General features: G+C 41.9%; 19 protein-coding genes. 9 read left to right on the top strand and 10 right to left on the bottom strand.

The annotated features are described in order from the left end of the window. Nucleotides 1-91: 91 nt before the first annotated feature. Nucleotides 92-802, top strand: coding sequence for a purine-nucleoside phosphorylase (deoD, locus tag H5114_RS01900; RefSeq protein ID WP_059746461.1), 711 nt, complete (start codon nt 92-94; stop codon nt 800-802). Between the two features lie 67 nt (nt 803-869). Here deoD and H5114_RS01895 read toward each other — a convergent pair whose 3' ends face one another. Then, nucleotides 870-1,547 carry an AhpA/YtjB family protein gene (locus H5114_RS01895; RefSeq protein WP_124017621.1) on the bottom strand — a complete coding sequence of 226 codons (678 nt, stop codon included), beginning with the start codon at nt 1,545-1,547 and terminating at the stop codon, nt 870-872. Between the two features lie 162 nt (nt 1,548-1,709). On the opposite strand from H5114_RS01895, the gene serB reads away from it, so the two are divergent. After that, complete coding sequence (serB, locus tag H5114_RS01890; protein WP_182722043.1) at nt 1,710-2,696, top strand: phosphoserine phosphatase SerB; 987 nt, start codon at nt 1,710-1,712, stop codon at nt 2,694-2,696. Nucleotides 2,697-2,802: 106 nt separating this feature from the next. Beyond that, nucleotides 2,803-3,711, top strand: a complete 909-nt coding sequence (locus H5114_RS01885) for an alpha/beta hydrolase (RefSeq protein ID WP_182697869.1) — start codon at nt 2,803-2,805, stop codon at nt 3,709-3,711. Nucleotides 3,712-3,746: 35 nt separating this feature from the next. Here H5114_RS01885 and H5114_RS01880 read toward each other — a convergent pair whose 3' ends face one another. After that, on the bottom strand, nt 3,747-6,131 hold the full coding sequence (locus H5114_RS01880) for a PilZ domain-containing protein (protein ID WP_182697870.1): 2,385 nt from the start codon (nt 6,129-6,131) through the stop codon (nt 3,747-3,749). Between the two features lie 424 nt (nt 6,132-6,555). On the opposite strand from H5114_RS01880, the gene radA reads away from it, so the two are divergent. Then, the gene (gene radA / locus H5114_RS01875; protein WP_182697871.1) at nt 6,556-7,935 is read left to right on the top strand and encodes a DNA repair protein RadA; all 1,380 of its coding nucleotides are present in this window, start codon (nt 6,556-6,558) and stop codon (nt 7,933-7,935) included. Between the two features lie 85 nt (nt 7,936-8,020). Here radA and H5114_RS01870 read toward each other — a convergent pair whose 3' ends face one another. From H5114_RS01870 to H5114_RS01855, 4 genes are all read right to left on the bottom strand, one after another. Beyond that, on the bottom strand, nt 8,021-8,386 hold the full coding sequence (locus tag H5114_RS01870; protein WP_124017616.1) for a PilZ domain-containing protein: 366 nt from the start codon (nt 8,384-8,386) through the stop codon (nt 8,021-8,023). A 158-nt stretch (nt 8,387-8,544) separates the two neighbouring features. Beyond that, complete coding sequence (locus H5114_RS01865; RefSeq protein ID WP_259395217.1) at nt 8,545-9,822, bottom strand: YjiH family protein; 1,278 nt, start codon at nt 9,820-9,822, stop codon at nt 8,545-8,547. A 436-nt stretch (nt 9,823-10,258) separates the two neighbouring features. Then, nucleotides 10,259-11,206, bottom strand: a complete 948-nt coding sequence (locus H5114_RS01860; RefSeq protein ID WP_182722042.1) for a U32 family peptidase — start codon at nt 11,204-11,206, stop codon at nt 10,259-10,261. 9 nt (nt 11,207-11,215) lie between these two features. Continuing rightward, nucleotides 11,216-12,217: a peptidase U32 family protein gene (locus H5114_RS01855; protein WP_124017613.1), complete on the bottom strand. Its 1,002-nt coding sequence runs from the start codon at nt 12,215-12,217 to the stop codon at nt 11,216-11,218. Nucleotides 12,218-12,357: 140 nt separating this feature from the next. On the opposite strand from H5114_RS01855, the gene H5114_RS01850 reads away from it, so the two are divergent. Next, nucleotides 12,358-12,867 carry an SCP2 domain-containing protein gene (locus H5114_RS01850; protein WP_182697874.1) on the top strand — a complete coding sequence of 170 codons (510 nt, stop codon included), beginning with the start codon at nt 12,358-12,360 and terminating at the stop codon, nt 12,865-12,867. Between the two features lie 348 nt (nt 12,868-13,215). Here the strand turns inward: H5114_RS01850 and H5114_RS01845 are convergent, their stop codons facing one another. Together H5114_RS01845 and H5114_RS01840 are read right to left on the bottom strand one after the other, a co-directional pair. Next, entirely contained in the window at nt 13,216-14,664 is a 1,449-nt protein-coding gene (locus tag H5114_RS01845; RefSeq protein ID WP_182697875.1) for an ice-binding family protein, read from the bottom strand. Nucleotides 14,665-14,961: 297 nt separating this feature from the next. Then, entirely contained in the window at nt 14,962-17,631 is a 2,670-nt protein-coding gene (locus tag H5114_RS01840; protein WP_182697876.1) for an Ig-like domain-containing protein, read from the bottom strand. A gap of 516 nt (nt 17,632-18,147) precedes the next feature. Here H5114_RS01840 and H5114_RS01835 point away from each other — a divergent pair. The 4 genes from H5114_RS01835 to H5114_RS01820 all read left to right on the top strand — a co-directional run bounded on the left by H5114_RS01835 (nt 18,148) and on the right by H5114_RS01820 (nt 23,995). Beyond that, nucleotides 18,148-20,745: a PAS domain S-box protein gene (locus H5114_RS01835; protein ID WP_182697877.1), complete on the top strand. Its 2,598-nt coding sequence runs from the start codon at nt 18,148-18,150 to the stop codon at nt 20,743-20,745. Then, entirely contained in the window at nt 20,745-22,301 is a 1,557-nt protein-coding gene (locus tag H5114_RS01830; RefSeq protein ID WP_182697878.1) for a sigma-54 dependent transcriptional regulator, read from the top strand. The genes H5114_RS01835 and H5114_RS01830 overlap by 1 nt, the downstream gene beginning before the upstream one ends. A 317-nt stretch (nt 22,302-22,618) precedes the next feature. After that, nucleotides 22,619-22,999, top strand: coding sequence for a PA2779 family protein (locus H5114_RS01825; protein WP_124017611.1), 381 nt, complete (start codon nt 22,619-22,621; stop codon nt 22,997-22,999). Nucleotides 23,000-23,014: 15 nt separating this feature from the next. Continuing rightward, a complete protein-coding gene (locus tag H5114_RS01820; RefSeq protein ID WP_182722041.1) occupies nt 23,015-23,995 on the top strand; it encodes a PA2778 family cysteine peptidase in 981 nt (326 codons plus the stop codon). Nucleotides 23,996-24,243: 248 nt separating this feature from the next. Here H5114_RS01820 and H5114_RS01815 read toward each other — a convergent pair whose 3' ends face one another. Beyond that, nucleotides 24,244-24,501, bottom strand: coding sequence for a YfhL family 4Fe-4S dicluster ferredoxin (locus H5114_RS01815; protein WP_182722040.1), 258 nt, complete (start codon nt 24,499-24,501; stop codon nt 24,244-24,246). An 11-nt stretch (nt 24,502-24,512) separates the two neighbouring features. Then, nucleotides 24,513-25,877 (bottom strand): tRNA 5-hydroxyuridine modification protein YegQ, encoded by a 1,365-nt coding sequence (gene yegQ / locus H5114_RS01810; protein ID WP_182722039.1) that lies wholly within the window; start codon nt 25,875-25,877, stop codon nt 24,513-24,515. Nucleotides 25,878-26,061: the final 184 nt, after the last annotated feature.

Below are 26,061 nucleotides of genomic sequence, written 5' to 3'. Positions count from 1 at the left end.
ACGACGGTTCTATATAAAGGTTAATGGTTTTGCTAAACTACAAACAAGATTAAGCAACACAAAATAAAATAGAAACATAGGGGTTATAAACATGGCTACACCACATATTAATGCTGTAGAAGGTGCTTTTGCTGAAACGGTACTTTTTCCTGGCGATCCATTGCGTGCAAAATACATAGCTGAAACATTTTTAGAAAATGTTGAGCAAGTGACTGATGTGCGTAATATGCTCGGTTTTACCGGTACATATAAAGGTAAGCGTATTTCTGTTATGGGTTCAGGTATGGGTATCCCATCTTGTTCAATCTATGCACACGAACTTATCAAAGACTACGGGGTTAAGAACTTAATCCGTGTAGGTACTTGTGGCGCAATCAGCACTGACGTAAAAGTACGCGATGTGATTATCGGTATGGGTGCATGTACTGATTCTAAAGTGAACCGTTTACGTTTCAAAGATAACGATTTTGCTGCCATTGCAGATTACAGCTTGCTCAGTGCAGTTGTTGATTCAGCTAAAGCGCACGGCACTAAAATCCGTGTTGGTAACGTTTTCTCTGCCGACCTATTTTATACTCCAGATCCTCAAATGTTTGATGTTATGGAAAAAATGGGCATTCTAGGTGTCGAAATGGAAGCCGCTGGTTTATATGGTGTTGCACATGAATTAGGTGCTAAAGCCTTGTGTGTTGTTACTGTATCTGACCACATCCGTACTGGTGAAAAAACCACATCTGATGAACGTCAAACCACATTCAGCGACATGATTATTATGACCTTAGATGCAGCATTAACGCTATAATCAAACGTTATAAATGAAAATGGGCACTCATTAGAGTGCCCATTTTTTATGTCTGTAATTTTATTCTCTACGTTTTAGGTTCTTGTGGGCCACTTTTAGGCTCGTCAGCGTTTACCAAGGCGATCTTCTTAGGCTTTTTACGCAACTTAGCTTGGGTCTTACGTCGATCAAAATCGGCACGCTTAAATGATAATGCTCGCGATAATAGCAAACCAATAAAACCAGCAACAATCAACATCATCTGTTGTAATTGCATGTTTTGTTCATGCAATATTTTGATTTCGTCAAAAAAGATATCAAGATTCAAACGTACTTCAACATAGCCTAAATTGTTTTCATCCTGGATGACATTTTCAATTAACGGAGGATATGGTTTTAATAAGCCTTTTAATATTTCTGAATCAGCTTCTAGTTTTTCATAAGAGACGCTCTGGGCGAAGGCCAATCTGACGCCTTGAGAATTATAGATATTGACCGACATAACTTTAGGGTCAGCAGCCAGCGCAGAGGCAAGCCATTGAAGCTGCTCATCATTTTGTAAATACATTGCAGGAGCTGCACCATTAGCAGCTTGTTGTGCTAATAGTCTTGCCATTACTTTTGTCTGCGAATTTAGTAATTTTTGACCATTACGTAAACTCGATTGCCACAAATAGATTAGGCCGAAGATCAGCACTATTGCCACGATAATTTGCACAATCCTGCTGATTTTTTGTCTTTTCTTAAGACCTTTAACAAAAATCACTTTAATCCTCAGGGTTTTTTCTATTTAATTGGGGGCTGTTTTGGATGCATTATTTGTCTAACAAGCACTCAGTACCAATCCAATTACAGAGAATTATCAAAAAGCTATACTAATCGAAAAATTTGTCAGTAGATAGTCGTAACATTCTAAGAGGCCGTATTGATGCTGGAAAAATGTGATAACGCTTTATTAAACTTCTTATTTTCAGATACTTGTGATACATACCAACATCTAGGCAGTGTGTTATATCGCTATCAAGAGTCAGAATATTTATTGAGCTTGCAAGCTCATTTACCTTACCGTTGCCGAGTTATTTTTAATGGCGAATGCTCAAGTGAGATTGAGTCATGGCTCTCTTCAATATCAACCGATGCTCATGTCGCTAAGCTTGTGAGACAGAATGATTTATTTGGCTTTGAACTAGCAACTCAGACCGTGGATGAGCAATGGATAGCATCATTTCCACATAACATTCCAGCTGAAATTGTGCTTATTCAACAACCGCTAGCACGTCTAAATCAACCTGGATTGCTCGTCATGGATATGGACTCCACAGCCATTGAAATTGAGTGTATTGACGAACTGGCTGCCATGGCTGGTGTTGGCGACGAAGTGGCAAAAGTAACCGCAAGTGCAATGCGTGGAGAGTTAGATTTTGAGCAGTCTTTAAGGCTGCGAGTGAGCAAACTTGCCGGGGCTGATGCGGCGATTATTCAGCAGTTATGTGATACCTTGCCTTTAATGCCCGGTCTTGAAACCATGCTAGCCGAGTTAAAAGCGCATCAATGGAAACTGGTGGTTGCTTCCGGTGGTTTTACACCTTTTGTTGGCCACTTAAAGCAGTTACTTAATCTTGATGCTGCCTTTGCCAATGAGCTGGTTATTGTTAATGGCAAGCTAACCGGTGAAGTCACTGGTGATGTTGTTGATGCGCAATATAAAGCTAATGTGGTGAGTCAATGTGCACAACAATGGACTATCGCATCAGGCCAGCGAGTGGCTATTGGTGATGGTGCTAATGATATCCCAATGATTCAGGCCGCAGACTTGGGGATAGCATTTCATGCAAAGCCTAAGTTAATTGAAGCCGCAGATGCATCAATACAAAATATCGACTTACGAGCATTGGTTTTTTGTTTACAGCTTTAACGATTGGCGCTTACCGACTAAATATAGAATTATTACTCTATTCTAGTTGTGTTTCACTGCAGTAATGTTAGTTTTATAATCAATATTACTAACATAACTGCTTATTTTGACAATAGATATCCTCCAAGACTCATTATTCATTCCATATCGTGATGGCCAATTGCATTTGCGTCATATTCGCCCTCCGTCGCCGACGGCATTAGGTATCCCTATCTTGATGTTGCATGGGGCTATGTCTAACGGGAAAGTATTTTACAGTGAAAAAGGTCGTGGGTTAGGCTGTTTTTTGGCAGCTGCTGGCTTTGATGTTTATGTAATGGATACCGCTGGTCGAGGCTTGAGTGAGCCTAGAATTAATCGTGATTTCACCTTGGGCCAAGGTGAGGTTATCCGTGAGCAATTACCTTTAGTGCAACAATTTATTCTGCAACGTCATCCTTTAGTCAATAAAGTTCATTGGTGTGCTCATTCATGGGGGGGAGTATTAATGGCCAGCAGTTTAGCTCGGTATACTCATTTGCAATCAAGTGTAGCTTCGTTACTAACCTTTGGGTCTAAACGGACCATAAAGGTGAAATCACTTAAGAAATGGTTGATGGTCGATTTTTTTTGGAATCGCTTTGCGCCATTATGCATAGCTAAGCAGGGATATTTTAATGCCAGTCGACTCCGCGTTGGTATGGATAACGAGAGCAGTGCGTCCTTATTACAAACCATCGATTGGGTTAGGGGAGAGTGGATTGATCATGATGATAGTTTTCATTATGCTCAAGCTGCTGAAAAAGCCGTTTGGCCACCAGCGTGGTTTATTGCGGGGAAAAATGATCGTGTATTAGGCAATCCGTCAGATGTACGAGATATGATTGATGAATGTGGTTTTAGCCAGATAAAGTACACCTTGCTCGCCAAAGAAAAGGGTAATTTATTGGATTATGATCATGCAGGAATGTTGACGGATCGACATGCAGAGCAAGATCACTTTGTGCAAATTAAGCAGTGGTATTTGACACTGTAACGCTAGCGATTATTTTATCCTTGCTTGAGTATTACCTAGGCTGCAGGCATTAAGCTAGGAAAACGGAGTTCAACTTCAGCAGTAATATCTAATAGTTCACCTGAACCAATCACTCTCCATAATTGCTCTTCTAGGTGCTTTGCTCTGTGGTTAGCATGAATGTGGATAAACTCTAGCTCGCGTCGAATATAGCTCATATCAGGCTTGTCAGTTGCCCCTAAGTACACTCTTAATGCCATAAAGCGCCCAGCTTTTTTACTTTGGGTGATAAATTGAATTTGCTGCTGACGATCACCGATTTCAGATTTAAGTTTACATTGGATCTGTACTGTTCCTCTAGCGTGGCGAGTCAGTTGCATAAACACTTCAAAGAAGACCATATCCTGATTCGGTTTCATTAATTTGATAGGGTCAATAATCTTTTGTTTCAGTAGGTTATTTTCCAGCAGCGGCATTAAATTGTACTGCAGTACTTTGTCACTATCTTGGGCAAATAAGTGGCTAATTTCATCCGTCGTTGTACCAATACCTATGTAAGCCATTTGTGCTGATTTTACTGTTTTTTCGATAAAATACGGTACACCGGGTAACTGGCGCATGAACAGGTTTTTCATGCCATCAGCCAGCTCTTTTTGCTGACCTTCATGATCGGATAGTTGCTCAAACTTCTGTTTGTTGTGGGCAATTAATTTACTTAAAAACTCCACCCCATCATGGGGTGTATGGCCTATTAAAGCGCTTAAATGCAAAGTCTTTCCACCCATTCTGCTGCGGATTAACTGATAAGGTAAATGGGTTAAATTGGCTTTGCCTGCTGCGGCTTGTAGACGTGGAAACGATAATGTTACCGCACCAGGTTCATTAAAATCCGTCGAAGTTTCAAATGTGAGTTGTAAACCTCGACTCGAAATATCGTGAGTAATACCGGTGGCTTTTTTATCGCCTTGCTGAATTGTGATTGAGGTTTTAAAGGCGAACCGAGCTTCATGGCGTCGTTCACTAAATGGCATTGATACTTTTTTAATGCTGTGTTGTTTTGTTTTTGCTTGCGAAAATATCTTTAAACCATTTACATCGGATTTATCAAACCAACTTTGATAGTCTTCATTTGCTTCTTTATTTGTTAAGTCAATTAATTGTAACGTATGGCTAAATTGAGCTAATTGTTGTTCGGTAAGTGCGCCATATCGAGCATCATCACCCGGTAATGTAGAGTTTTTATAATTCTTACTATGATCGATAGGCTGCATGACAATTCTAAACACTCGCCAGCTCGCTTTGGTAGAGGCAAAGCCTAAAAATAGATGAAGATTTTTAGTTGCTCTGAGCTCTGCTAATGTCGCAGAGTAAAAATGCACTTTCCCATGGGCGCTATGAGTAAAACTGAATAAGTAACAATGTTCATTATTGTCTGGATGTTTAATTAATTGGGTCAAGCGGCGAGTATTAATGAAACTCGGTAGCTGGCTAATTTGATTTTCATCTAGAAAATAATGTTGGATCGGTTGATTACCTCTGCCGAGCAATTCATAGGCTATCAGTGGTTTTCCGTCAACAATGGAGATATATAATGGTAAATGGGTTAGTAATGGTAAGTAATGACGCTCATAACCTAAACCCGTAGCCGTAACAATGACATCGTTGACATCCACTTTATAGCGGAATTTATAGCTGCGGATCAGCTGTGATAGCAAATTATCTAATGCTTCTCCACCACCAAGTCTTTTCAGTCTAAAAATCGCTGTATTGTCTTTATTTTGAACATCAACTATTTGATATTCAATGCCATGCTGCAGCTCTTCTACATAAAACTCATCACTGATTTCAAGCAGTTTAATTTTAACTGGTTTGTCTTGATCCAGTTGGTGTTTTAATGGCAACTTAATCCGCGCACCGCCCACAGATAAATCTAGTGTCATACCATTAACTTCGGGTATTCCTTGCTGAGAAACCAGAATTCGAATGCTATAATTCATTCGTTCTTCGCAGCGATTAAAGTAACTTCCGAGTACGACCCCAGGGATTAAAAATGGATTGTCTTCGCCAATAGCCTCGGCAGGAATATTTTCTCTTAATTTTATGCGTCGCAGCTTATGGGCTTTAATAACCTGTTCGTATACCCCTAGAGTATATTGATTGCGGTATAAAGGCAGTGCTTGCTCTAAAGCCTCTTTAGCGGGTTGGTCAAGGAAGTGCTTTTGATTAGCGATAACGACTTCTTTGCAAGGGAGTTCTGTTTTATCTCGTAAATCTATAATTCTGTTACACAATGATGAGATACGGTTGAGCTCCATTTTCAGAAGAAAACGGGTGGAATTTGATTCGTCAGCAGTTAACTGCTCAAAAACGTCCTGAAAATCAGGTTCCATGAACAGAGGTTTTAGTTGTTCGATTAATGCACTGTGGTTATCTAAACTCATTATTTTGTCGTTTTAATTGTTTATTGTGAGTCTGGCTAATAATTTTATCGGCAAGAAAGTGCTGATCTTTATAGTAATATAGATTTGAACCTTGTTCGAGAGTTATGCTGAAATGATTTTAGAGCTAATTATTTTACCGTTCAGATGAACATAGTGTCTTAACGGTATCTTGGTGTTCTTGAAGCTTATTCATAATGGCTTAGCGTTTGTGTTCATTGCGTGTGGGCAAGGTGTTAATCGTAAAGAACTCTGTAAAGCTGATTGTTATTATTATCTTATGAGTGGTTTAAGCCGTTATAGTTGTATTGATGAGCAGCCGGTATGACTAATAAAGAATGATATGTTCACAGTGATTGTCGATTGGTCCTCAGGCCTAATAGTATCAATCTTATTGTATTAATTGATTTGCAACATGGGAATTAACATGGCAAAAGCTCCAAAAATGGCATTTGTTTGTGACGATTGCGGCCTAGATTATCCTCGTTGGCAGGGACAGTGTCGTTGTGGTGCGTGGAACTCTTTAGTGGAAATGAAATTATCTGCCACAAAAAGCACTACTTCTCGTACTTCGGTATTGGGATACGCCGGTGCTGCTGGTGGTGGTTCAAAAAAACTCAGTGAAGTTGAGTCACAGGATGCTGAAAAAAGACTTACTGAGATCGGTGAATTAGACCGAGTGCTTAGCGGTGGTTTGACCACGGGCTCGGTGAATATTATTTCCGGTGATCCTGGCGCAGGTAAAACGACCTTGTTATCTGATCTAGTGGCCCGAATGTCACAGTCGATGGCATCATTATACTGTACTGCAGAAGAGTCATTATCGCAGTTTAAAAACCGAGTTAATCGTTTAAAGCTTCATTACAACGAAGATAACTTGTTTTTGCTGTCTGAAACCAGTGTAGAAGCTATTATTGAGGAATTAGAAGCCAAGCAAATCAAGTTTGCGGTGATTGACTCTATTCAAGCGGTCGTCACAGATGCCGCCAATGGCAGCCCAGGATCGCCTTCACAAGTTAAAACGGCGGCGCAGGCATTTACGCAATATTGTAAAAAAAATAATGTCACCATGTTCATTATTGCTCATGTGAATAAAAATAACGAAATTGCTGGGCCGCAAACCTTAGTGCATATCGTGGATTCACTGTTACATATCGACACTAATGATGGTCAAATTCGCACTTTGCGCGCCAATAAAAACCGTTTTGGTGATGTTGATACCGTGGGCATATTCCGCATGAGCGAACGCGGTATGGTGAGCGTAGATAATCCCAGTGAGATATTCTTATCGGGTTCTACTACAGAGTCACCTGGCTCGACTATTACCTGTATTCGTAAAGGTAACCGTAATTTACTATTAGAAATCCAATGTTTAACAACTGAAACTGAATCAGAATTTCCCCAGCGTGTATGTGTGGGGTTAAACATGAATCGGATTAAAATGTTAACCGGTATTTTGCGTAAACATACTAAAACCAAAATATTCCACGACACATTTTTTAATATCGTTGGTGGGTTAAAAATTGATGAGTCAGAAACCTGTATCGATTTAGCGCTAGTGACAGCATTATTGAGCAGTTTAAATGACTTTGTGGTGCCAAGAACCACTTGTATTATGGGTGAGTTGAGCTTGAATGGTGATGTGCGCCCAATTGATAGCGGAGTGCCCAGAGTGAGAGAAGCTGCGCAGCATGGTTTTACGGAGATTTTTATTCCATTTCGTAATTATCATAAAACCATGGAAGGGCTCGGCGCAAAAATCATCCCAGTTAAAACTATCCATGAGTTACTTGAGCTGATTAATTAGTTTTCGAGTGATACAGCGGACTATTGGTATAAAAAAGGTAAGTCATTGGCTTACCTTTTTTACATCTCATGGTTTATCTGCAAGCTTAAGGAACTGGTGTGATTAACGAGGTAAGCTCACGATCTAATAATTCTGCATCGCCCATATTGAGTTCGATAATACGGCGCAGATGAGTAATGCTGTCAACATCAATATGAGTGCATTTTAAGCCAAGATGTTCTGGGGTCTTATGAACAATTTCCGCCTCCATGTGCAGTTCAATATCAGAATCGGCTAACACAAACGCTAAGGTTAAAATGGTATGTAGCTGACCAGTATAACCTGCTGGCAGTTCTACTAGAGCGCCATTGAGACTTAAATCTAAAATTTTAGTGCGCCAAGTTTGTTCTGTTTGCGCAAGATGCGCACTGGCTGCAAATAAAATACGAGAAAATTTACGTCTGTTGTCCATGGTTCACCCTTAGTCATCAATATGGCTATGGTACATAGCCAATGCTTATTTGTTAAGCATACTCGATTTATCTCGGTTACGCAGAGAATATTTTGTATAAAAAAGGAGCGCAATGCGCTCCTGAGTTGATATTAAGATGTTATGTTTAGTTACGCCTACTAAATCAGTAAATGGCCCATTAATGCAATAATAGGAAGCGTTACTAATGTCCGTAGGATAAAGATAACGAACAACTCAAAAAAGTTCACCGGAATTTTACTACCAATCAAAAGAGCACCCACTTCACTCATATAAATAAGCTGAGTGACAGATAATGCCGCAATGACAAAACGGGTTAAGTCAGACTCAATAGAGCTGGCCAATATAGATGGAATAAACATATCGGCAAATCCTACCACAATTGTTTTTGAGGCTTCAGTGGCTTCAGGAATATGCAGTAGCTCTAACAGTGGAATAAATGGCATACCTAAGTAGTTAAAAATTGGTGTATGTTCAGCGAGCACTAACGCTACGGTACCAATAGCCATAACGACTGGAATTACCCCAAAAATCATATCAACAACGTTTTTAATCCCTTCTGTTAGGACATGTTTAATGCCACCAGCAGAGGATGCTCGCTGCATTGCTTGTTCAAATCCCCATGAAAAGACACCGTGACTGGCAGGAATTGTTTCATCATCTTCATGGCGTGGGGTGTCGTCGATATACAGATCTTTTTTCCATGATAACGGCGGTAATTTCGGCACTATGATAGCGGCGACAAATCCTGCCAAACACACAGTGAGATAGAATGGTACAAACAAGTGCTCAAGTTTTACTTGCGATATAACCACTAGACTGAAAGTTATCGATACCGCTGAAAAAGTGGTACCAATAACGGCTGCTTCTCGTGCCGTGTAAAAACGGGTTTCGTATTGTTTGGTGGTCATTAAAATACCCACACTGCCATCACCTAACCAGGATGCCATACAGTCAATCGCACTGCGTCCGGGTAAATTGAATATTGGACGCATCACTTTGGTTAATAACGTGCCAAAAAACTCCAATAAACCAAAATTGAGTAATAGCGGCAATAACATGCCTGCAAAAATAAACACTGAAAATAGTACTGGCACTAAATCATTTAAGACTAAACCACCCGTTGCCGATGAAGTAATCGCATCAGGTCCCATCTGCAAATAAACCATGACAATAAAGACCGCGCCTAATATTCGCACGGCTAACCAAAATAAATTTACTTTTAATAAGGTGCGTAAAAAAATATTTTTACGCACAAATTTAGGATTAGTAAGCTGGGTGAGCAATGAGGCTATTGCCATAAATACAACGATGCAGGTCACAATAAGCTGAATCGAACTGCCCATTTGGTTTTGCAATGCTTTTGAAATGATTGCAATTGGGATGGTAATCGAACCATTGACAGTGATAGGCGTCATAAACAGTAACAAACCAATCAGTGACGGAATGATAAAGGTAAGAATTGTTTTAATGTTATGTTTTTTGTGTGTCACGTTAAATACACCTTACGTATTTGCTGTAAGTTGGCCAGCTTGGCTATCCAACTGTTTCTTATGGACAGAGATTGAATGTCCATTCAGTTGTGTTTTTTGGGTAGGCAAGGTTACCCCCTTCTTTGCTGTATGTAAAATGATAACTTAATCGAATAGATATTAGTTAAATATGAGTAGATATTTACTTTGCGGGAATGATGTTGTACATGATAAATAACTAATATAATCATTTGGTTAATGATTTGTTTCTGGAGTGTTTCAGCTTTGAGTGTGTGAGTTTTTAAGTCGCTTGTATGCCATTAATGAACATGAATATTATCATTGTTATGAGTGGTTGCATTAATGGCAATCGGCTGAGTTTTTATGACGGAAACACAGTTTCTTGGTTCTCTTGGCGATAGTCCATGCCCGGCAATCCGAACCAGTAACCATTGCAATGATGATGAATGATTGCAGTATGCTGCTTGTGATTAAATTGTTGATTGAATAGTTCTTCAGTATTAAATGGGTCGTTTGTTACCTGTTGTAGTGCGCTGGCAAGCTCAGAACCCAAGTCAATATCGGTTAATTTGTTGGGTGAAATCCGCCAATAGTCCACTCCCATGGTGATCATCTGGGGAATTTGGTTAATCAGATTTATTTGCGCCGCTGATTGAGTTTGAATGCCATTTAAGCGTAATAAGGGCTGCGACTCTTGAGTTTGAGCCAATAAACCTTTGCTGTGGCGTTGGCAAATCGTTTGGCATTTATCTTTCGGTAATTGGTAATGCTTAGCGGTAAAGCAGCGCGCTGAAAGAGCTAGCGGCATATAGCCGTGGCCGAGCACTTCAATTTCAAACTTGGGTTTATCACCTTGATTGATGATACGACTTAACCACTGTTGAGATAACTCACATGGCATAACAAAGCGGAACATGCCTTTTTTATGCAGTAAATCCAGACTGGCCCGATTGTAATTATTAATCATTGGTCCGCACACAAAAGGAACTTTGGCTTGCTGTGCATAATGTACTGCCGCCATATCATTAGCTTCAATACTAAAGTCACCATTCTCAATCGCTTTTTTTAATTCATTGAGCTCTGATTGTGCTTCTATTAGTGCCATGGTCGATAACACCACATGTTTACCATAAGACTTAAGCATATTCGCCAGATCAAGATAGTCGTTAAACTTGAGTTCGCGGCGACGACTGCACACGGTTTCACCTAAGTAAACAGTATCAATATGACTTAATGCCACTTGTTGATAGAAAAGCTCAACGTCAGGTTTTGACCAGCAGTAGCTAATTGGAGCAAGAGATATTTTCATTCTGTAACCTTATTGCCATTGACGCTGATAAGCGCCCAATGTGGTGATTTGTCCTTCGGATACTTTAGCCAATGCTTGCGTCCATTGTGGTTGTTCGCAAAAAGAATCGGGATTGGCCAAATAAGTGTCGATAGCACTGCGCCAAACGTGGGTCACTTGACTTACATAAGCAGGGCTGCGCTGACGTCCTTCAATTTTGAGTGATTTGATGCCCGCTTTAGCGAGTTCAGGTAATAAGCTTAAGGTGCTTAAGCTGGTGGGTGATTCGAGTAAATATTTTGCATCTTGATCGTATTCAGCAACATATCGACCCTTACAGACCACTGGATAGCCCAGTTGTTGACTCGCATCGGCTTTATCGATTAACACATTATTCAGTCTGGTTAATTTATCACTGCCACTGTCTTGCCAGCGAACATGATTCGCGGGAGAGCATGAGCCACCGGTATTTGGGGATTGACCTGTAACATATGATGATAAATGACAACGTCCTTCCGCCATGATGCACAAACTGCCAAATGCAAAGACTTCCAGATCCACAGAGCTGACTTTCGCTAAATCGCGAACCTGCTTTATTGACAGCACTCGTGGTAATACAGCCCGTTCAATATTAAAAGCTTGTTGGTAAAATGACAGCGCTCCGAGGTTGGTCGCACTGGCTTGCACCGATAAATGCAACGGAAGGTGTGGATAATGCTGGTGGGCATAATCGAGTAATGATAAATCGGCAACGATAAGCGCATCCATTTCTAATTGTGCGGCTAAATCAACTGCTTGATACCAGCGATGTTCCTCACCGGGTTTAGGGAAGGTGTTTAGGGTTAAAAACACCTTTCGGCCTTGGTTATGGGCTAAGTGAGTCGCTTGAGCTAGCTGTGGGGCAGAAAAGTTTAATCCTGCAAACGAACGCGCATTGGTGTCATCTTTTAGTCCAAGGTAAACCGCATCAGCACCGGCATTGAGCGCGGCTTTGAGTGACGCTAAATTACCGGCGGGGCATAAGAGTTCCATATTGGTGTTCTCATTTTTTTCAAAGAACAGGAGTGTAAATGTGATTGAGTTAACATGATTTGATTTAAAACAGGTTTCGTTAGATAAATTACCAGTAAACTCACTTGATTATTGGCTCTATTTGCAAGTAGGTACTCTCGATGGCTCAGGCATTATCACAACAATTATCGCAACACTTAGCGCAAAAGGTATTGCATTTCGCACCTCAGGTTAGTCGCCGCTCGCTCAGTGTCATGCCAGAAAAATTAAAAATAGCCGCGATCAATACACTGCTTAATCGAGTGTTAACTGAACAATTACAGTCAGATGAGCTCGATTTTCTCAAACACAAGTGGGTGGGGATTTGTGTTGATGATATTGGTTTACGTTTTGAGGTGGGGATTGCTCAACAATTACAAGTACGATCGTTTACTCAGCCTGATGTGACTTTAAGTGCCAATGTGCCAGAATTGATATTAGTGGCCGCGGGGATAGAAGATCCTGATACCTTATTTTTTCAACGTAAATTACGTATAGAAGGGGATACTGAGTTAGGGTTACAAGTTAAAAATCTATTGTTATCTATTGAATTAGATAACTTACCCAAACCCGCTCAGATCGGCATCGAGCAACTGGCAAAAATGCTCCACATGTTAAGACCCTGTGAATAGTTTTGCTTGTTTGACCATGAAAAACGGCGCATTTTGCGCCGTTTTGCCGATGCTAGGTACATAAGATTAGATGCTCAATATTAGCGAATCAAGATGAGATACAAGCGCAAATCCTGACGTTATCATTTAACCGTGAGTAAAGTAGATTCAATCCGTGATCGATCTTATCGCGCTATAGGCGTTAGTTTAAAGTAACGCGCTTAATGGCGTCAATTAACCTATATGCTTTTTAGCTCTTTATGATATAAAAAATCCGCTAAACCAGGTTTAGCGGATTTTAATGTTATGACGCATGACGTCATGGATTGCGAGCGCTAGGCTATTGCTAGTGTTCGACTATTACGACGGTTATTCAGTAGGTTGAGTCACGATATTGTGGTCTAAAGTGACCGCTGTTTGTGACATTAATCTGCCGTTAATCGTTGCATCTGTGTTTATGCTGATGCCTTTTTCAGCTAAAATGACTCCTTCAAAATGCGCTGTGGTGTCAAGTGAGACTCCCGCACTTCCGCCAACCTGCCAGAAGATATTTTTTGCCTGAGCGCCACCTTGTAAATTAATACGACTGGCTGCTGCTTGAGTAAGGTCACCTGCTATTTGGAAAATCCACACGTCGTTGGCACTGCCAGAAATAGCAATGTCAGTCGAAATCAACACACCTGAACTCCACTTATATAAACCTGGCTCTAGTGTCATGCCACTGATATCACCAGCGCCTAGTTCAGTATAGTCAGGTAAGGTTCTGCCAGCTGCATCGTTATAGGCTGTGCCCATATCAAGTACTGCGTTGGCCACTAGGGTGTTATCTTCTGCTGCGCCAGCAAAACAAGTAATTGCACCGCTGCCCGTATAAGCAGCATCAGCACCATAAATAGTCCCGCTGATTTCATCACAAAACACGTTATCCATCGCTGCAGCTGTGATTGGGCTTGAACCTATATTGCCTGTAATAGCAGACGCTGGAATATTGGTGATTCCAGTCTTAGTTAGAATAGCAAAATCACCCGAAGTGTTTAACTTCACTGGTTCAGGCCCCATAGCGGCAACATCACTGGTGGTAAAGCTCCAGCTGAAATTAGCTGCCAATAAATTTGCCGGCATCGCTAAATCGCTGATAGCCGTGGTCAGAGTTGCGGTATAAAGTGTATTGGCCGCTAAATTATCGTCTGGATTAAACGTTGCGCTTGTGCCTTGAACGCTAATCACACCAGCGACAAGATTTGTCCCGTCACTTAGGGTAAAGCTAGTACCGTTTAGCGTATTAGGAGCAAGTGCTTCACTAAACTCAGCTGTCACATTTCTATTTAAGGCAAAGCTCTGTGCGAGATCGGCTGGGGAGTTTGATACAACCTGTGGGGCAATAACATCGGGTAATGCAGAGGTCGTAAATGACCAACTAAAACCACTGGCAAGCGCTATGCCTGCCGTATTTGTGACTTCAGTGGTGATAGATGCTTGATACAGAGTGTTATGGGTAAAATCACTGTTTGGAGCAAATACGGCAGTATGACTTGTTTCATCATAAGAAACTGTGCCTAACACGGCGGCTTGATTCGGAGCCATTAAGGTAAAGCTGACATCGTTAATCGTCTGCTCGTTCATCGCTTCGCCGAAGGTTGCGGTGATTTGTTGATTGATCGCCACATCGATAGCAAGATCACTTGGGTTACTGGCATTAATAGTCGGCACAATGGCCGAGTCAGTATTATTGTCACTATTACAACCAGCGATTAAGGTAAGCAACAATATGCTGCCAGCCCATATTGGCGGGGTAAAATTATTTTTTCGTATATGCATTGTTATATCCTTGAAAAACTTAAGATCACATTACAAAGAATGTTGCGTCATATTGTCGGATATTAAACCGATAAATGGATTTGTCTTTGCTGCTTGGAGGGGCTATGTTTGGCCCACACATTGGTGGGCATTGTTAGCAAACATGTGAACGGTAAAATGGCTTATAAGCGAAAACCTTTCACTAATAAGTACCTAAAAAACACAATAGTGAGGTGTTTTTTAGGTCATTGGGAAACAAGCTGTCTGTCTCCCTATTTTGGTCCTAAGTGTTAATGTGAATGTCAGTAGAGAGTGACACTATGGTGCTTTGCTTATGGCATTTGCGTCTAGCGTTACCTGATCAGTGACCGCAAACAATCGACCTGTAACGCTTGCTCCAGTCAATACATTCACTTCTGACCAAGCGAAAACATTGCCAGAGAATTTGGTATTAGTGCCGATAACTGTCTTTCCAGCGGTTCTCCAATAGACGTTCTTTGCTTGTGCGCCATTAATAAGCACAATATCGCCACCTGGAGCACCAGAAGTTAGGTTTCCGCCTATGGTGAAGATGAACACAGAGTCAGGGTCTCCTTCGCCATCAAGAGTGAGAGTACCTGTTTGCAGGGTCACATCGGCTGCGGTTTTATACACACCACGAGTCAGAGTCAGATTGCCCAATTCAATAGGGCAAATCTGGGTTGCCGCATTTGGGTTTGGATCTGCCGCGAGGAAATTATAGGCAATACCAAGATCTGTTCTGGACTGGTTAATAAATGCAACCATAGAGGCATAAGGCACCGGTACAACATAAGGTGGTGTGCTATCGTCGCCAGCATAAGACAAGCCATTGGTTAATTCGTCAAATTCGCCAGCATTAACGCCTGCGGTAAATCCTGCGTAATAAGAACGTGCCTGGTCAAGAATACCTAAATCACCATCGACAATGGCAGAACCACTTGTCGTCGTAATAGCTTGTGAGGCAAGCATGACAAAACGTGCCACTTCACCCAATTCAGGTGCTAATGGGTTATTGGGCAGAGCTGCAGTAACATTAAGTGTTGTATCCGCAAATACGCCAATTAGTGTTGCTTGAATCACTGATGAGCCTACTTCAATAGCTGTCGCACGCCCACTATTTAGCTGTTCATTGGGATTTAATGTAGCAACCTGTGTATCTGCTGAAGACCACATTACCGTCGATGTGATATCTGTTGTACTACCGTCTGAATAATGACCAATAGCAACAAAGTTTTGGCTTGAGTTCTTAACAATACTTGGATTAACAGGTGTTATATCAATTGAATTCAAGGTGGCATCGGTAACGGTTAAATTAGTACTGTCTGATTGTGCTCCTGAAGTTGCGGTAATAAGTGATGAGCCAGCCACCTTGCCATTGGCAAGACCATTGACATCAATTGTAGCAACCAAGGTATCTGTAGATGACCAAGTAACCGAGGTAGAAATATCTGCTACAGATCCATCAGAATAAGTTCCAGTTGCAGCAAACTGCTTGTTCATACCTTTAACAAGGCTTGGATTGGTTGGCGATACCACAATTGAACTTAATACGGCGCTAGTAATGGTCATGTTTGTACTACCGGAGACCCCTCCAGCGCTTGCGTTGATAAGTGATGAGCCAGTGCTAATTCCATTTGCAAGACCGGTATTATTTACTGTAGCCACTAAGGTATCTGCTGATGACCAAGTTACAGCGTTCGTAATATTTGCTAGCGACCCATCAGAATAAGTGCCGGTAGCGGTGAGCTGTTTATTCGAATCTTTAGCTATAGTGGGATTACCTGGTGTTACTGCAATTGACGTCAAACTTGTATCTGTGATTGTTACGTTAGTGGTGGCTGACAGCGCAGCCGATGTCGCGGTAATAATTGTAGAACCCGAAGCAATACCACTGACAATACCATCGGCATTCACAGTGGCAATTAGGGTGTCTGAAGATGACCAAATAGCTGAGCTGGTCATATCAACCGAGATACCATCTGAGTAAATACCAGTAGCAGTCAACTGCAGGGTATTACCTTTAGGTATATGTGGGTTGGCTGGTGTTAACATGATTGACGTTAAAGTGGCGTCGGTAACTGTCAGCAATGAGGTTGCTGATTGAGCTTGAAAATCTGCCGTAATAACAGATGAACCTATACTCACTCCTTTAGCAGCCCCACCGGTATTCATTGTGGCAACCAGTGTGTCCGCAGATGACCAGCTTGCTGAAGCACTTATATCCACTGATGTACCATCAGAATAAGTACCGATAGCAGTAAACTGTTGGGTCATGCCTTTGGCAATACTTGGTTCAACGGGCGTTAACGCTATTGAGCTCAAAATAGCATCTGTGATGTTGAGCTCAGTCGTTATTTCATCAGATCCTAAAGATGCGCTAATAACTGCAGAACCAATAGCAACGCCACTAGCAAGGCCACTAGCATTTATGGTAGCAACTAGCGTATTCGCCGAGGACCACGTTACTGAAGTGGTCACATCTGGCGAAGTACCATCCGAATAAGTACCCGTAACAGCAAATTGTTTGCTCAACCCCTTAGCTACGCTGGGGTTGGTTGGTGTGATAGCCAAAGCCGTTAAGGTCGCATCCGTGATGGTTAGCGTGGCCGTTGCGGATTGCTCGTTTGATAATGAGTCGATAATGGATGCTGTGATAGTAGAGGAACCAGGGATAACTCCCATGGCTATACCACTGGTATTAATAGTGGCAACTGCTGAGTCATCAGATGACCAAGTTACCGAGTTGGTGATATCAGACGACGTGCCATCTGAATAGGTGCCTATGGCTGTAAACTGTTGCTTCAAGCCCAATGGCATGCTTGAGTCTGCAGGGGTAACAGCAATGGCTGTAAGTAACACCCCATTATTGTTGTTATCGTTGCTGCTATCGCCATTACACCCAGCTAAAAGGATAAGTCCTAATAGCATAGTGAATACGAGATAAGTCTTTTTTAGGGAACTATTCATTCTCTTCTTCCTAATGATTTTATTAAATTGCGTTAATTTACCTTTTCTACATCAGCAAAAAACGGCTGCGATTCTTGTTAGCCATGAGTGCTGATAACTCAGTGAGATTTTCTTGTTATGCGATATCCACGAATTGAAAAATCTGAGTACTGGTCCGAGTAAGATTTCGAGAACACTAATAACCTAATTTGCAAATATCGTACCGAAAGTGTTTTTTGTTAAAAAATGAATTTAGTTTATTATTAACAATGAGTTAATTTTATTTTTTTTAATTATCAATATTGCTACGGCCTCAATATATGAAAGAAATGTAATATGTTGAGGGTATTTCTGTTATAGGCGGTATTATGGTGCGGTATATGTGGTGGTTGTAAGACAAGCGCTACCGATACTCAAGTAGGACGGCATTGATATTCCCGTCTTAAATACCAGATAACGATACCTACGCGGCAGATTTTGTCTCTGGGCCAACATGTAGACCCCGTCAAAACCATTGGATGGTTATAGAGGTTAGTAATGAAAGGTGATGATACAAAACGTGCCCAGGCTGACGAGATTAAAAGCTTATCAAGCTTTATTAAAGGGGAGGGTATCAATCTGTTCGAAGCCGTGATTGATGAGAGCAGCGAACGCAGACATGCTGAAGAGGCATTGCTAAATGCGGGTGCCTTGCAGCGAGCTATTTTTAATAGCGCTAACTTCTCTTGTATTGCTACTGATGCTAAAGGGGTTATCCAAATTTTTAATGTTGGCGCCGAGCGGATGCTAGGTTATTCAGCCATCGAAGTAGTGGACAACATTACCCCTGCCGAGATATCCGATCCCCAGGAAATCATCGCCCGCGCCAAGGCGCTTTCTGTAGAACTCTGCACGCCAATAGAACCTGGTTTCGACGCGCTGGTGTTTAAGGCGTCACGCGGTATTGAAGACATTTACCAATTAACTTATATCCGTAAGGATGGTAGTCGCTTTCCAGCTGTTGTATCGGTTACAGCACTTCGCGACGACCAAGGTATCATCATAGGTTATCTTTTGATTGGCACAGATAACAGTGTTGGCAAGCAGGCAGAAGAAGCTTTGCTCAAAGCTGGTGCACTGCAGAAAGCCATTTTTAACAGTGCTAATTTTTCCAGTATTGCTACCGATGCTCATGGTGTTATTCAGATATTTAATGTGGGTGCCGAGCGAATGCTGGGTTATACCGCTGACGAGGTGATGAACAAGATCACCCCAGCAGATATTTCCGACCCCAAAGAAGTCATCGAGCGCGCTAAAGAGCTCAGTATTGAACTGGACACAGCAATTACACCTGGTTTCGATGCGCTAGTATTTAAGGCTCGGCGCGGTATTGAGGATATCTACGAGCTGACTTACATACGTAAAGATGGCAGCCGCTTCCCAGCAGTAGTGTCCGTCACGGCATTGCGTGATGAGCGCCAGGCTATCATAGGCTATTTGTTAATAGGAACCGATAATACCGCGCGTAAGCGTATCGAAGAAGAACAGAAAGAACTTAGTCGGCGCCTGCAAGATCAACATTTCTATACTCGTAACCTGATTGAATCCAACATTGATGCGCTGACGACCACTGATCCGTCCGGCATTATTACCGATGTCAATAAACAAATGGAAGAGCTTACAGGTAACCAGCGTGATTCCCTTATAGGCACCCCATTCAAAGACTACTTTACCGATCCTGAGTTTGCCGCAGCGGGCATAAAAAGGGTGTTAAGTGAAAAGATAATCTCAGATTATGAATTGACCGCCCGCAACAAGAGCGGCAAAGAAACCGTAGTTTCCATTAATGCGGCCACCTTTTATCACCGAGACAATAAATTACAGGGGATTTTTTATGGCGCCCGCGATGTCACTGAGCGTAATCGCCTAAATCAAAAACTGCTGGAAAAGAACATCGAACTGGAAAATGCTAAAGCTGTGGCTGAGAAAGCCAATCTCGCCAAATCGGATTTTCTTTCCAGTATGAGCCATGAGCTTCGAACCCCACTGGGTGCGATCTTAGGTTTTGCACAGCTTATGGAATCAAGTACTCCCGCGCCACTGCCCGCTCAGAAACGTAGCATTACTCAGATCCTCAAAGCCGGATGGTATTTGTTGGAGCTTATCAATGAAATTCTGGATCTAGCGCTAATCGAATCCGGCAAGCTGCCTATGTCAGTTGAAGTGGTTTCGCTGTCCGAAGTCATGCAAGAGTGTGTGTTGATGAGTGAGCCACAAGCTAAAATCCATGACATCAACGTCATCTTTAACCGATCTACGACCAAAGATTTTCTTCACGTCGATAGGACCCGGCTAAAGCAGGTGATTATTAATCTGCTTTCCAATGCGATTAAATACAACCGAAAGGGTGGAAGCGTGATATTGGAGCACAGTCAAAGCAGCGATGATATGGTGCGGTTCAGTGTTCGAGATACAGGTGAAGGATTATCAGCTGAGCAACTCGGGCAACTTTTTCAACCTTTTAACCGCCTCGGTCAAGAAGCTAATAATCAACAAGGTACAGGAATAGGCCTGGTGGTGAGTAAGCGTCTGGTTGAATCGATGGGGGGAGTCATTGGTGTGCAAAGTACCGTTGGCGTAGGGAGTGTCTTCTGGTTTGAACTACAGCGAACCGACGAACCGGTATCTAAGCTTGCTGACAGCGCAATAATGGTCACCAAAGCGCTACAATATAAAGCCCCTGAGCATTTGCAAACCTTACTGTATGTTGAAGATAATCCGGCTAATTTGATGCTTGTTGAGAACATTATTTCTCGTCGACCTAATCTGCGTTTTCTCAGTGCTGCCGATGCGATTCAAGGTATTGAAATGGCACATACCCATCAGCCGGATATTATTTTGATGGACATTAATCTACCGGGAATTAGCGGCTTAGTTGCATTGAAAATTCTCAGGGAAAGTCCGATAACAGCGTCTATACCCGTGGTCGCTCTCAGTGCAAATGCCATTCCCCGAGACATTAAGAAAGGTCTGGATGCCGGCTTCTTTCATTATCTAACTAAACCACTGCGGATCAATGAATTTCTGAAGACTGTCGACATAGCGCTTGAGCATGCCAATAAGTCTGCTGTAATCGCTGATGATGAGGCAAAATAATGAAAATTAATGCAAGCGATATACTCAACGCTAAGATTTTGATTGTCGATGATCAAGAGCCTAATGTGCTTCTGTTGGAGCAATTATTACTTGATAGCGGTTATACCCAGGTAACGACAAGCATGGATCCTTTAGTTGTTTGCGACCTCAACCGGATTAATCGCTATGATGTGATTTTGCTTGATTTACAGATGCCAAAAATGGATGGGTTCGAGGTTATGGCTGCGCTTAAGGCAGACCATAGCATGGATTATTTACCAGTGCTGGTGCTCACTGCCCAACCCAATCATAAACTTCAGGCATTACAAGCGGGGGCCAAGGATTTTATTAGCAAGCCCTTTGACTTGGTCGAGGTGAAAACCCGTATTCATAATATGTTGGAAGTGAGTTTACTGTATAAAAAATTGGCAAAAAATAACCTCTCTTTGGAAGACACTGTACAAAAGCGTACGCTAGAGTTGACCAAGACTAACTTGCTACTCGGGCAGGAAATTGATGAACGTAAAAAGGCTGAAGCGTCACTGAGAGAGACTTACATACAAATAAAGCAATTAAAGGACAAGCTTCAGGCCGAAAATATTTATCTTCAAAAGGAAGTTGCGCGGCAGTTTAATTTTGACGAAATAATCGGTAATAGCAAACTGCTGTCGCAGGTCTTTCAGAACGTTGAGCAAGTTGCTCCAATGGATGCCACAGTATTGCTGCTCGGTGAGACTGGCACTGGCAAAGGGGTTGTTGCCCGTGCTATCCATAGCCGCAGTTCGCGAAAAACGCGTCCGTTGATCACAGTAGACTGCACCACCTTACCTGCGAGCCTGATAGAGAGCGAATTGTTTGGCCGTGAGCGGGGAGCATTCACCGGTTCAGACAGCAAACAGATAGGCCGTTTTGAGCTGGCTGATGGTGGCACCTTGTTCTTAGATGAAATTGGTGAAATGCCGCTAGAGATGCAAGCTAAGCTACTGAGAATTATTCAAGATGGAGAATTTGAACGGCTAGGCAGTCCGCGTACTATAAAGGTGGATGTGAGAATTATTGCCGCGACTAACCGCAACCTGATTGAGGAAGTGCGTAATGGCAAATTTCGTGAAGATCTCTATTACCGCTTGAACGTATTCCCAATCACCTTGCCGCCTTTAAGACAACGTAAAGAAGATATCCCGCTGTTGGTTAATCATTTTGTGATTAAATTTAACAAGAAAATAGGTAAGTTGATTGACACTATCAGCCAAGAAGCTCATCAAGCCTTACTGCAACATCAATGGCCTGGCAATGTGCGAGAGTTGGAGAGTGCTATTGAACGAGCCGTTATCCTTAGCGAAGGAAATACACTGCAGATCTTAGATCGCTTTGATAGTTTTGAAAAACGAGTGCCCAGAGATGATGCTTCGATAAAGGGCTTGGTTGAGCTGGAATGTGAACATATCGCTAAAGTATTGCAGCAGACAGGTTGGCGAATTGAAGGCCATAAAGGCGCAGCACTACTTCTTGGACTTAACCCCAGCACCTTGCGCGCCAGAATGCGCAAATATGGCATCATACGCCAGTCAAATTAGCTGACTGATAACATTAAGTGAGTCATAAGCTGAACTATGACGATGCCATCAATGAGCAAATAGGAAACCATGTTGGGGTTTGTTAACCCGTCAGTATGACTTAATTAATCAGTAGCCGTGATAAAAAGCTGAGGATTACACCCCCCTCTCAATCGATAAAGAGTTGCGGCAGTTTAGTGACAATTTTGCTAAAGCGGGTGCAGTGTGATTATTTAAGTGTCACCAAAGTAGGTATAATCTCGATATACCTTGTTATTACGCAGCATTAACTCTACTGTTAATAAGATATTTACATTTGCTCAATCAAAGGAAATCCAATGAAAAAAGTTCTTGCAGTCGCCACAGTAATGTTAGCTTATTTGACTTGTATTTCGACCACCTACGCTGGGGTTATTTCCTCAGAGCAGGTTATCGTTCAGCAGAAAAATATTTATAATAAACAACAAGTCATTGCAATGCTGAGTAACGTTGACGTTCAAAATAAACTGGTAGCACTTGGCGTTAGTATGGAGGATGCAGAAATGCGGATCGCCAGCATGACGGATCAGGAATTAAACCAATTAAACACCCAAATGAATGATATGCCTGCAGCTGCTGGTGGCGTAGTAGGAGTTGTGGTCACTGTATTAGTGGTGTTAGTGGTTCTCGATTTGGTGGGCGTTACCGATGTGTTTTCCTTTATTAGGCCCATTAACTAGGTCGTATTTTCAAGTATGAGTCACATAAGCTGGTTCACAAAAGCCGTTGGTATTACTGGCTTTTGTTTATTTCTCAGTGGCTGTCTATCGGTTCCGCCCCAGACAGCCATGTTATTAGCTAATCCGCCCGATATTTCCCTTAAACATCAAATTACTGGGGTTCCTTTTTATCCTCAAGAGGATTACTTCTGTGGTCCTACAACACTCTCAGAAGTGTTCAATTTTTATGGGCTAACCAAAACACCTCAGCAAATAGCACCAGCACTGTTTATTCCTGATTTACAAGGCAGCTTGCAAATTGAAATGGTGGCCGCCGCCCGTCAACAGGGGCTGCTTGCTTATGCTGAATCAGGCAACTTGACCCAACTTCTGTCTTTGGTCAGTGACAACATTCCGGTCATAGTGCTACAAAATTTATCAACCTCATGGTATCCCATGTGGCATTACGCAGTGGTAACTGGCTATGACCTTAATAATCAGCAGGTAGTGCTCCATTCTGGCAGCCATAAAAACCGTATCGCGGAACTTAAAGTATTTGAACGCACCTGGTTGCGAGGCCAATATTGGTTATTGGCTGTTGTGCCGCCGGATATCAAGAGTTCACATTTCGACCGGTTTATTTACGCCAGCGCCGCCCAAGATTTGCTCAGCGTTGGCGAAAGTACTGCCGGCATAAATGCGCTTGAAAATGCCACCAGACAATGGCCTGACTATTGGCTAAGCTATTTTTTGCTTGGAAATTATTATTTAGCAATAGATAACGCCAAGGCTACTTTTTGGTATCAACAGGGATTAAATTATAGCGCGCAACAGCCTGAGCAACAGGGCGCTTATTTAAATAATTACGCTTACAGTTTGTCTGTGTCTGGTTGTAAACAGAGGGCAATGGAGATGATCAAAAAAGCACTTCAATTACAACCCGAAGATAGCAACATACTCAACACACAAAATGACATAGAAAAAATGTCCGATAATGCAAGTTGTACCACAGATTAAGCTCGCTCAATTAGTCTGATACTATTTTAATGTAATGATTTTAGAACAGAGCAAATAAACACATAAATAAAGATAACAAAATGAAATTTATCATCTTTTTTAATTTACTCAGAAGGTGAGTAAGTCTTTATGATTGCAATGATTTTTGAGCATGACTTGTGCCGCTAAATGACTCAAAGTGAATGAGCGCCAATCGGCGCTCATTCACTTTATGCTGACTACTGTATGATTAACATGCGTTGTCAGTGTTAATTGGGTGACTTACCCGTGAGCCTAGCATATTTGATTAGCAGCTCGTCTTGCGACTCTTTATGTTCTGGATCGGGATCGATGCAATCAATCGGGCAAACTGACACACAGGTCGGTTTGTCGTAATGGCCCACACATTCAGTACACAATCCGGGATCAATTTCATATACATCTTCACCCATAGTGATGGCCTCATTAGGGCATTCAGGTTCACACATATCACAATTGATACAGCTATCGTCAATGATTAATGCCATAAAACCTCAGGTTAAACAGATTGATGAGGGTTTCGAGTATCCATCCCCTCAGGTAAATTACGCATTAGCATGGCTTTGTCGATGTTAATATCTGCTGGCAGCGCGAGAAACACAAAATGTCCTGAGCCTAAAGCGGAATCGATAGATTCACCTTTGCGATTCAGTAATGCTTCAATAGTGATAACAAAATTACCTTCAGTTGTCATTATTTCAACGCTGTCGCCGACAGAGAATTTATTTTTGACGTCTATTTCAGCTAACCCTTGTGGATTTCGTTTGCCAGTAAATTCACCAGCAAATTGCTGACTATCACTTACAGAATGACCATATTGGTAATTTTGATATTCATCATGAACGTGACGACGTAAAAAACCTTCGGTATAGCCGCGATGCGCTAAGCCTTCAAGGTTGTTCATTAAAGTGCGATCAAAGTCTTTACCCGCAGCAGCATCTTCAATGGCCTGACGATAAAGTTGGGCAGTGCGCGCAACATAATAAAAAGATTTGGTACGACCTTCAATTTTTAATGAATCAATGCCCATTCTGGTTAAACGATCCACATGTTGAATAGCGCGTAAATCTTTTGAGTTCATAATGTAAGTGCCATGTTCATCTTCAAACGCTGGCATATATTCGCCAGGGCGACCGGCTTCTTGTAATAAAACAATCTCACTACTGGGTTGACCCGAACCTAAGGTTGGGGTTTCAAACTGAACTGTGGGGGTCACAGGGATGATATCTCCGCTCTCAGTTTGTTGTGCTTGGTGAACATCATATTTCCAGCGACATGCATTAGTGCAGGTTCCCTGATTAGGATCGCGTTTATTCATATAACCAGACAATAAACAACGGCCTGAATATGCCATACACAATGCGCCATGAACAAACACTTCTAATTCTATATCTGGACACCGCTGACGAATTTCTTCAATTTCATCAAGTGACAATTCACGCGATAATATGACTCGCTTAATCCCTTGCTGTTGCCAGAATTTGACCGACGCCCAGTTAATGGCGTTTGCTTGAACTGATAAGTGAACTACTTGTTCAGGGAACGCTTCGCGTACCATCATAATAAGCCCCGGATCTGACATGATCACCGCATCGGGTTTCATTGCAATCACAGGTTCCATGTCTTTAATATAGGTTTTGAGTTTGGCATTGTGCGGCGCAATATTACTCACCACATACAATTTTTTCCCTAGGGCATGAGCTTCTTCAATACCTGAAGCAAGGTTCTCCATTTTGAAATCATTATTTCTGACTCGTAAACTGTAACGAGGTTGGCCTGCATAAACAGCATCGGCACCATAAGCAAAGGCGTAACGCATATTTTTAAGCGTACCAGCGGGAGATAATAATTCAGGTTTAAACATGGTTTTACTCGACCTAGTTAAATAGTGTATGACTCAAGGGCCGAAGCTTACTTAAGGATATTAGCGGGGACAAATATAGCCTTAGAATTTGTGAGGTCGGTTGTATTTTACAACTACTAATCTGGTTACCGAGCGACAAAGCTTAACGGAACGATATAATTAATTGGCTTCTCGTTAGTTGAGT

This window comes from Shewanella sp. SR43-8 (genome assembly GCF_014163775.1).
In the GTDB taxonomy this organism is placed as follows: Bacteria; Pseudomonadota; Gammaproteobacteria; order Enterobacterales; family Shewanellaceae; genus Shewanella; species Shewanella vesiculosa.
This window is presented reverse-complemented; position numbering and strand designations above follow the sequence as displayed.

Coding starts and splice junctions, on each gene's coding strand:
- H5114_RS01850 (WP_182697874.1), top strand. CDS start 12,358: ATGGCTCAGGCATTATCACAACAATTATCGCAACACTTAGCGCAAAAG.
- H5114_RS01870 (WP_124017616.1), bottom strand. CDS start 8,386: ATGGACAACAGACGTAAATTTTCTCGTATTTTATTTGCAGCCAGTGCG.
- yegQ (WP_182722039.1), bottom strand. CDS start 25,877: ATGTTTAAACCTGAATTATTATCTCCCGCTGGTACGCTTAAAAATATG.
- H5114_RS01820 (WP_182722041.1), top strand. CDS start 23,015: ATGAGTCACATAAGCTGGTTCACAAAAGCCGTTGGTATTACTGGCTTT.
- H5114_RS01865 (WP_259395217.1), bottom strand. CDS start 9,822: ATGACGCCTATCACTGTCAATGGTTCGATTACCATCCCAATTGCAATC.
- H5114_RS01825 (WP_124017611.1), top strand. CDS start 22,619: ATGAAAAAAGTTCTTGCAGTCGCCACAGTAATGTTAGCTTATTTGACT.
- H5114_RS01880 (WP_182697870.1), bottom strand. CDS start 6,131: ATGAGTTTAGATAACCACAGTGCATTAATCGAACAACTAAAACCTCTG.
- serB (WP_182722043.1), top strand. CDS start 1,710: ATGCTGGAAAAATGTGATAACGCTTTATTAAACTTCTTATTTTCAGAT.
- radA (WP_182697871.1), top strand. CDS start 6,556: ATGGCAAAAGCTCCAAAAATGGCATTTGTTTGTGACGATTGCGGCCTA.
- H5114_RS01830 (WP_182697878.1), top strand. CDS start 20,745: ATGAAAATTAATGCAAGCGATATACTCAACGCTAAGATTTTGATTGTC.
- H5114_RS01815 (WP_182722040.1), bottom strand. CDS start 24,501: ATGGCATTAATCATTGACGATAGCTGTATCAATTGTGATATGTGTGAA.
- H5114_RS01860 (WP_182722042.1), bottom strand. CDS start 11,206: ATGAAAATATCTCTTGCTCCAATTAGCTACTGCTGGTCAAAACCTGAC.
- H5114_RS01835 (WP_182697877.1), top strand. CDS start 18,148: ATGAAAGGTGATGATACAAAACGTGCCCAGGCTGACGAGATTAAAAGC.
- H5114_RS01840 (WP_182697876.1), bottom strand. CDS start 17,631: ATGAATAGTTCCCTAAAAAAGACTTATCTCGTATTCACTATGCTATTA.
- deoD (WP_059746461.1), top strand. CDS start 92: ATGGCTACACCACATATTAATGCTGTAGAAGGTGCTTTTGCTGAAACG.
- H5114_RS01855 (WP_124017613.1), bottom strand. CDS start 12,217: ATGGAACTCTTATGCCCCGCCGGTAATTTAGCGTCACTCAAAGCCGCG.
- H5114_RS01845 (WP_182697875.1), bottom strand. CDS start 14,664: ATGCATATACGAAAAAATAATTTTACCCCGCCAATATGGGCTGGCAGC.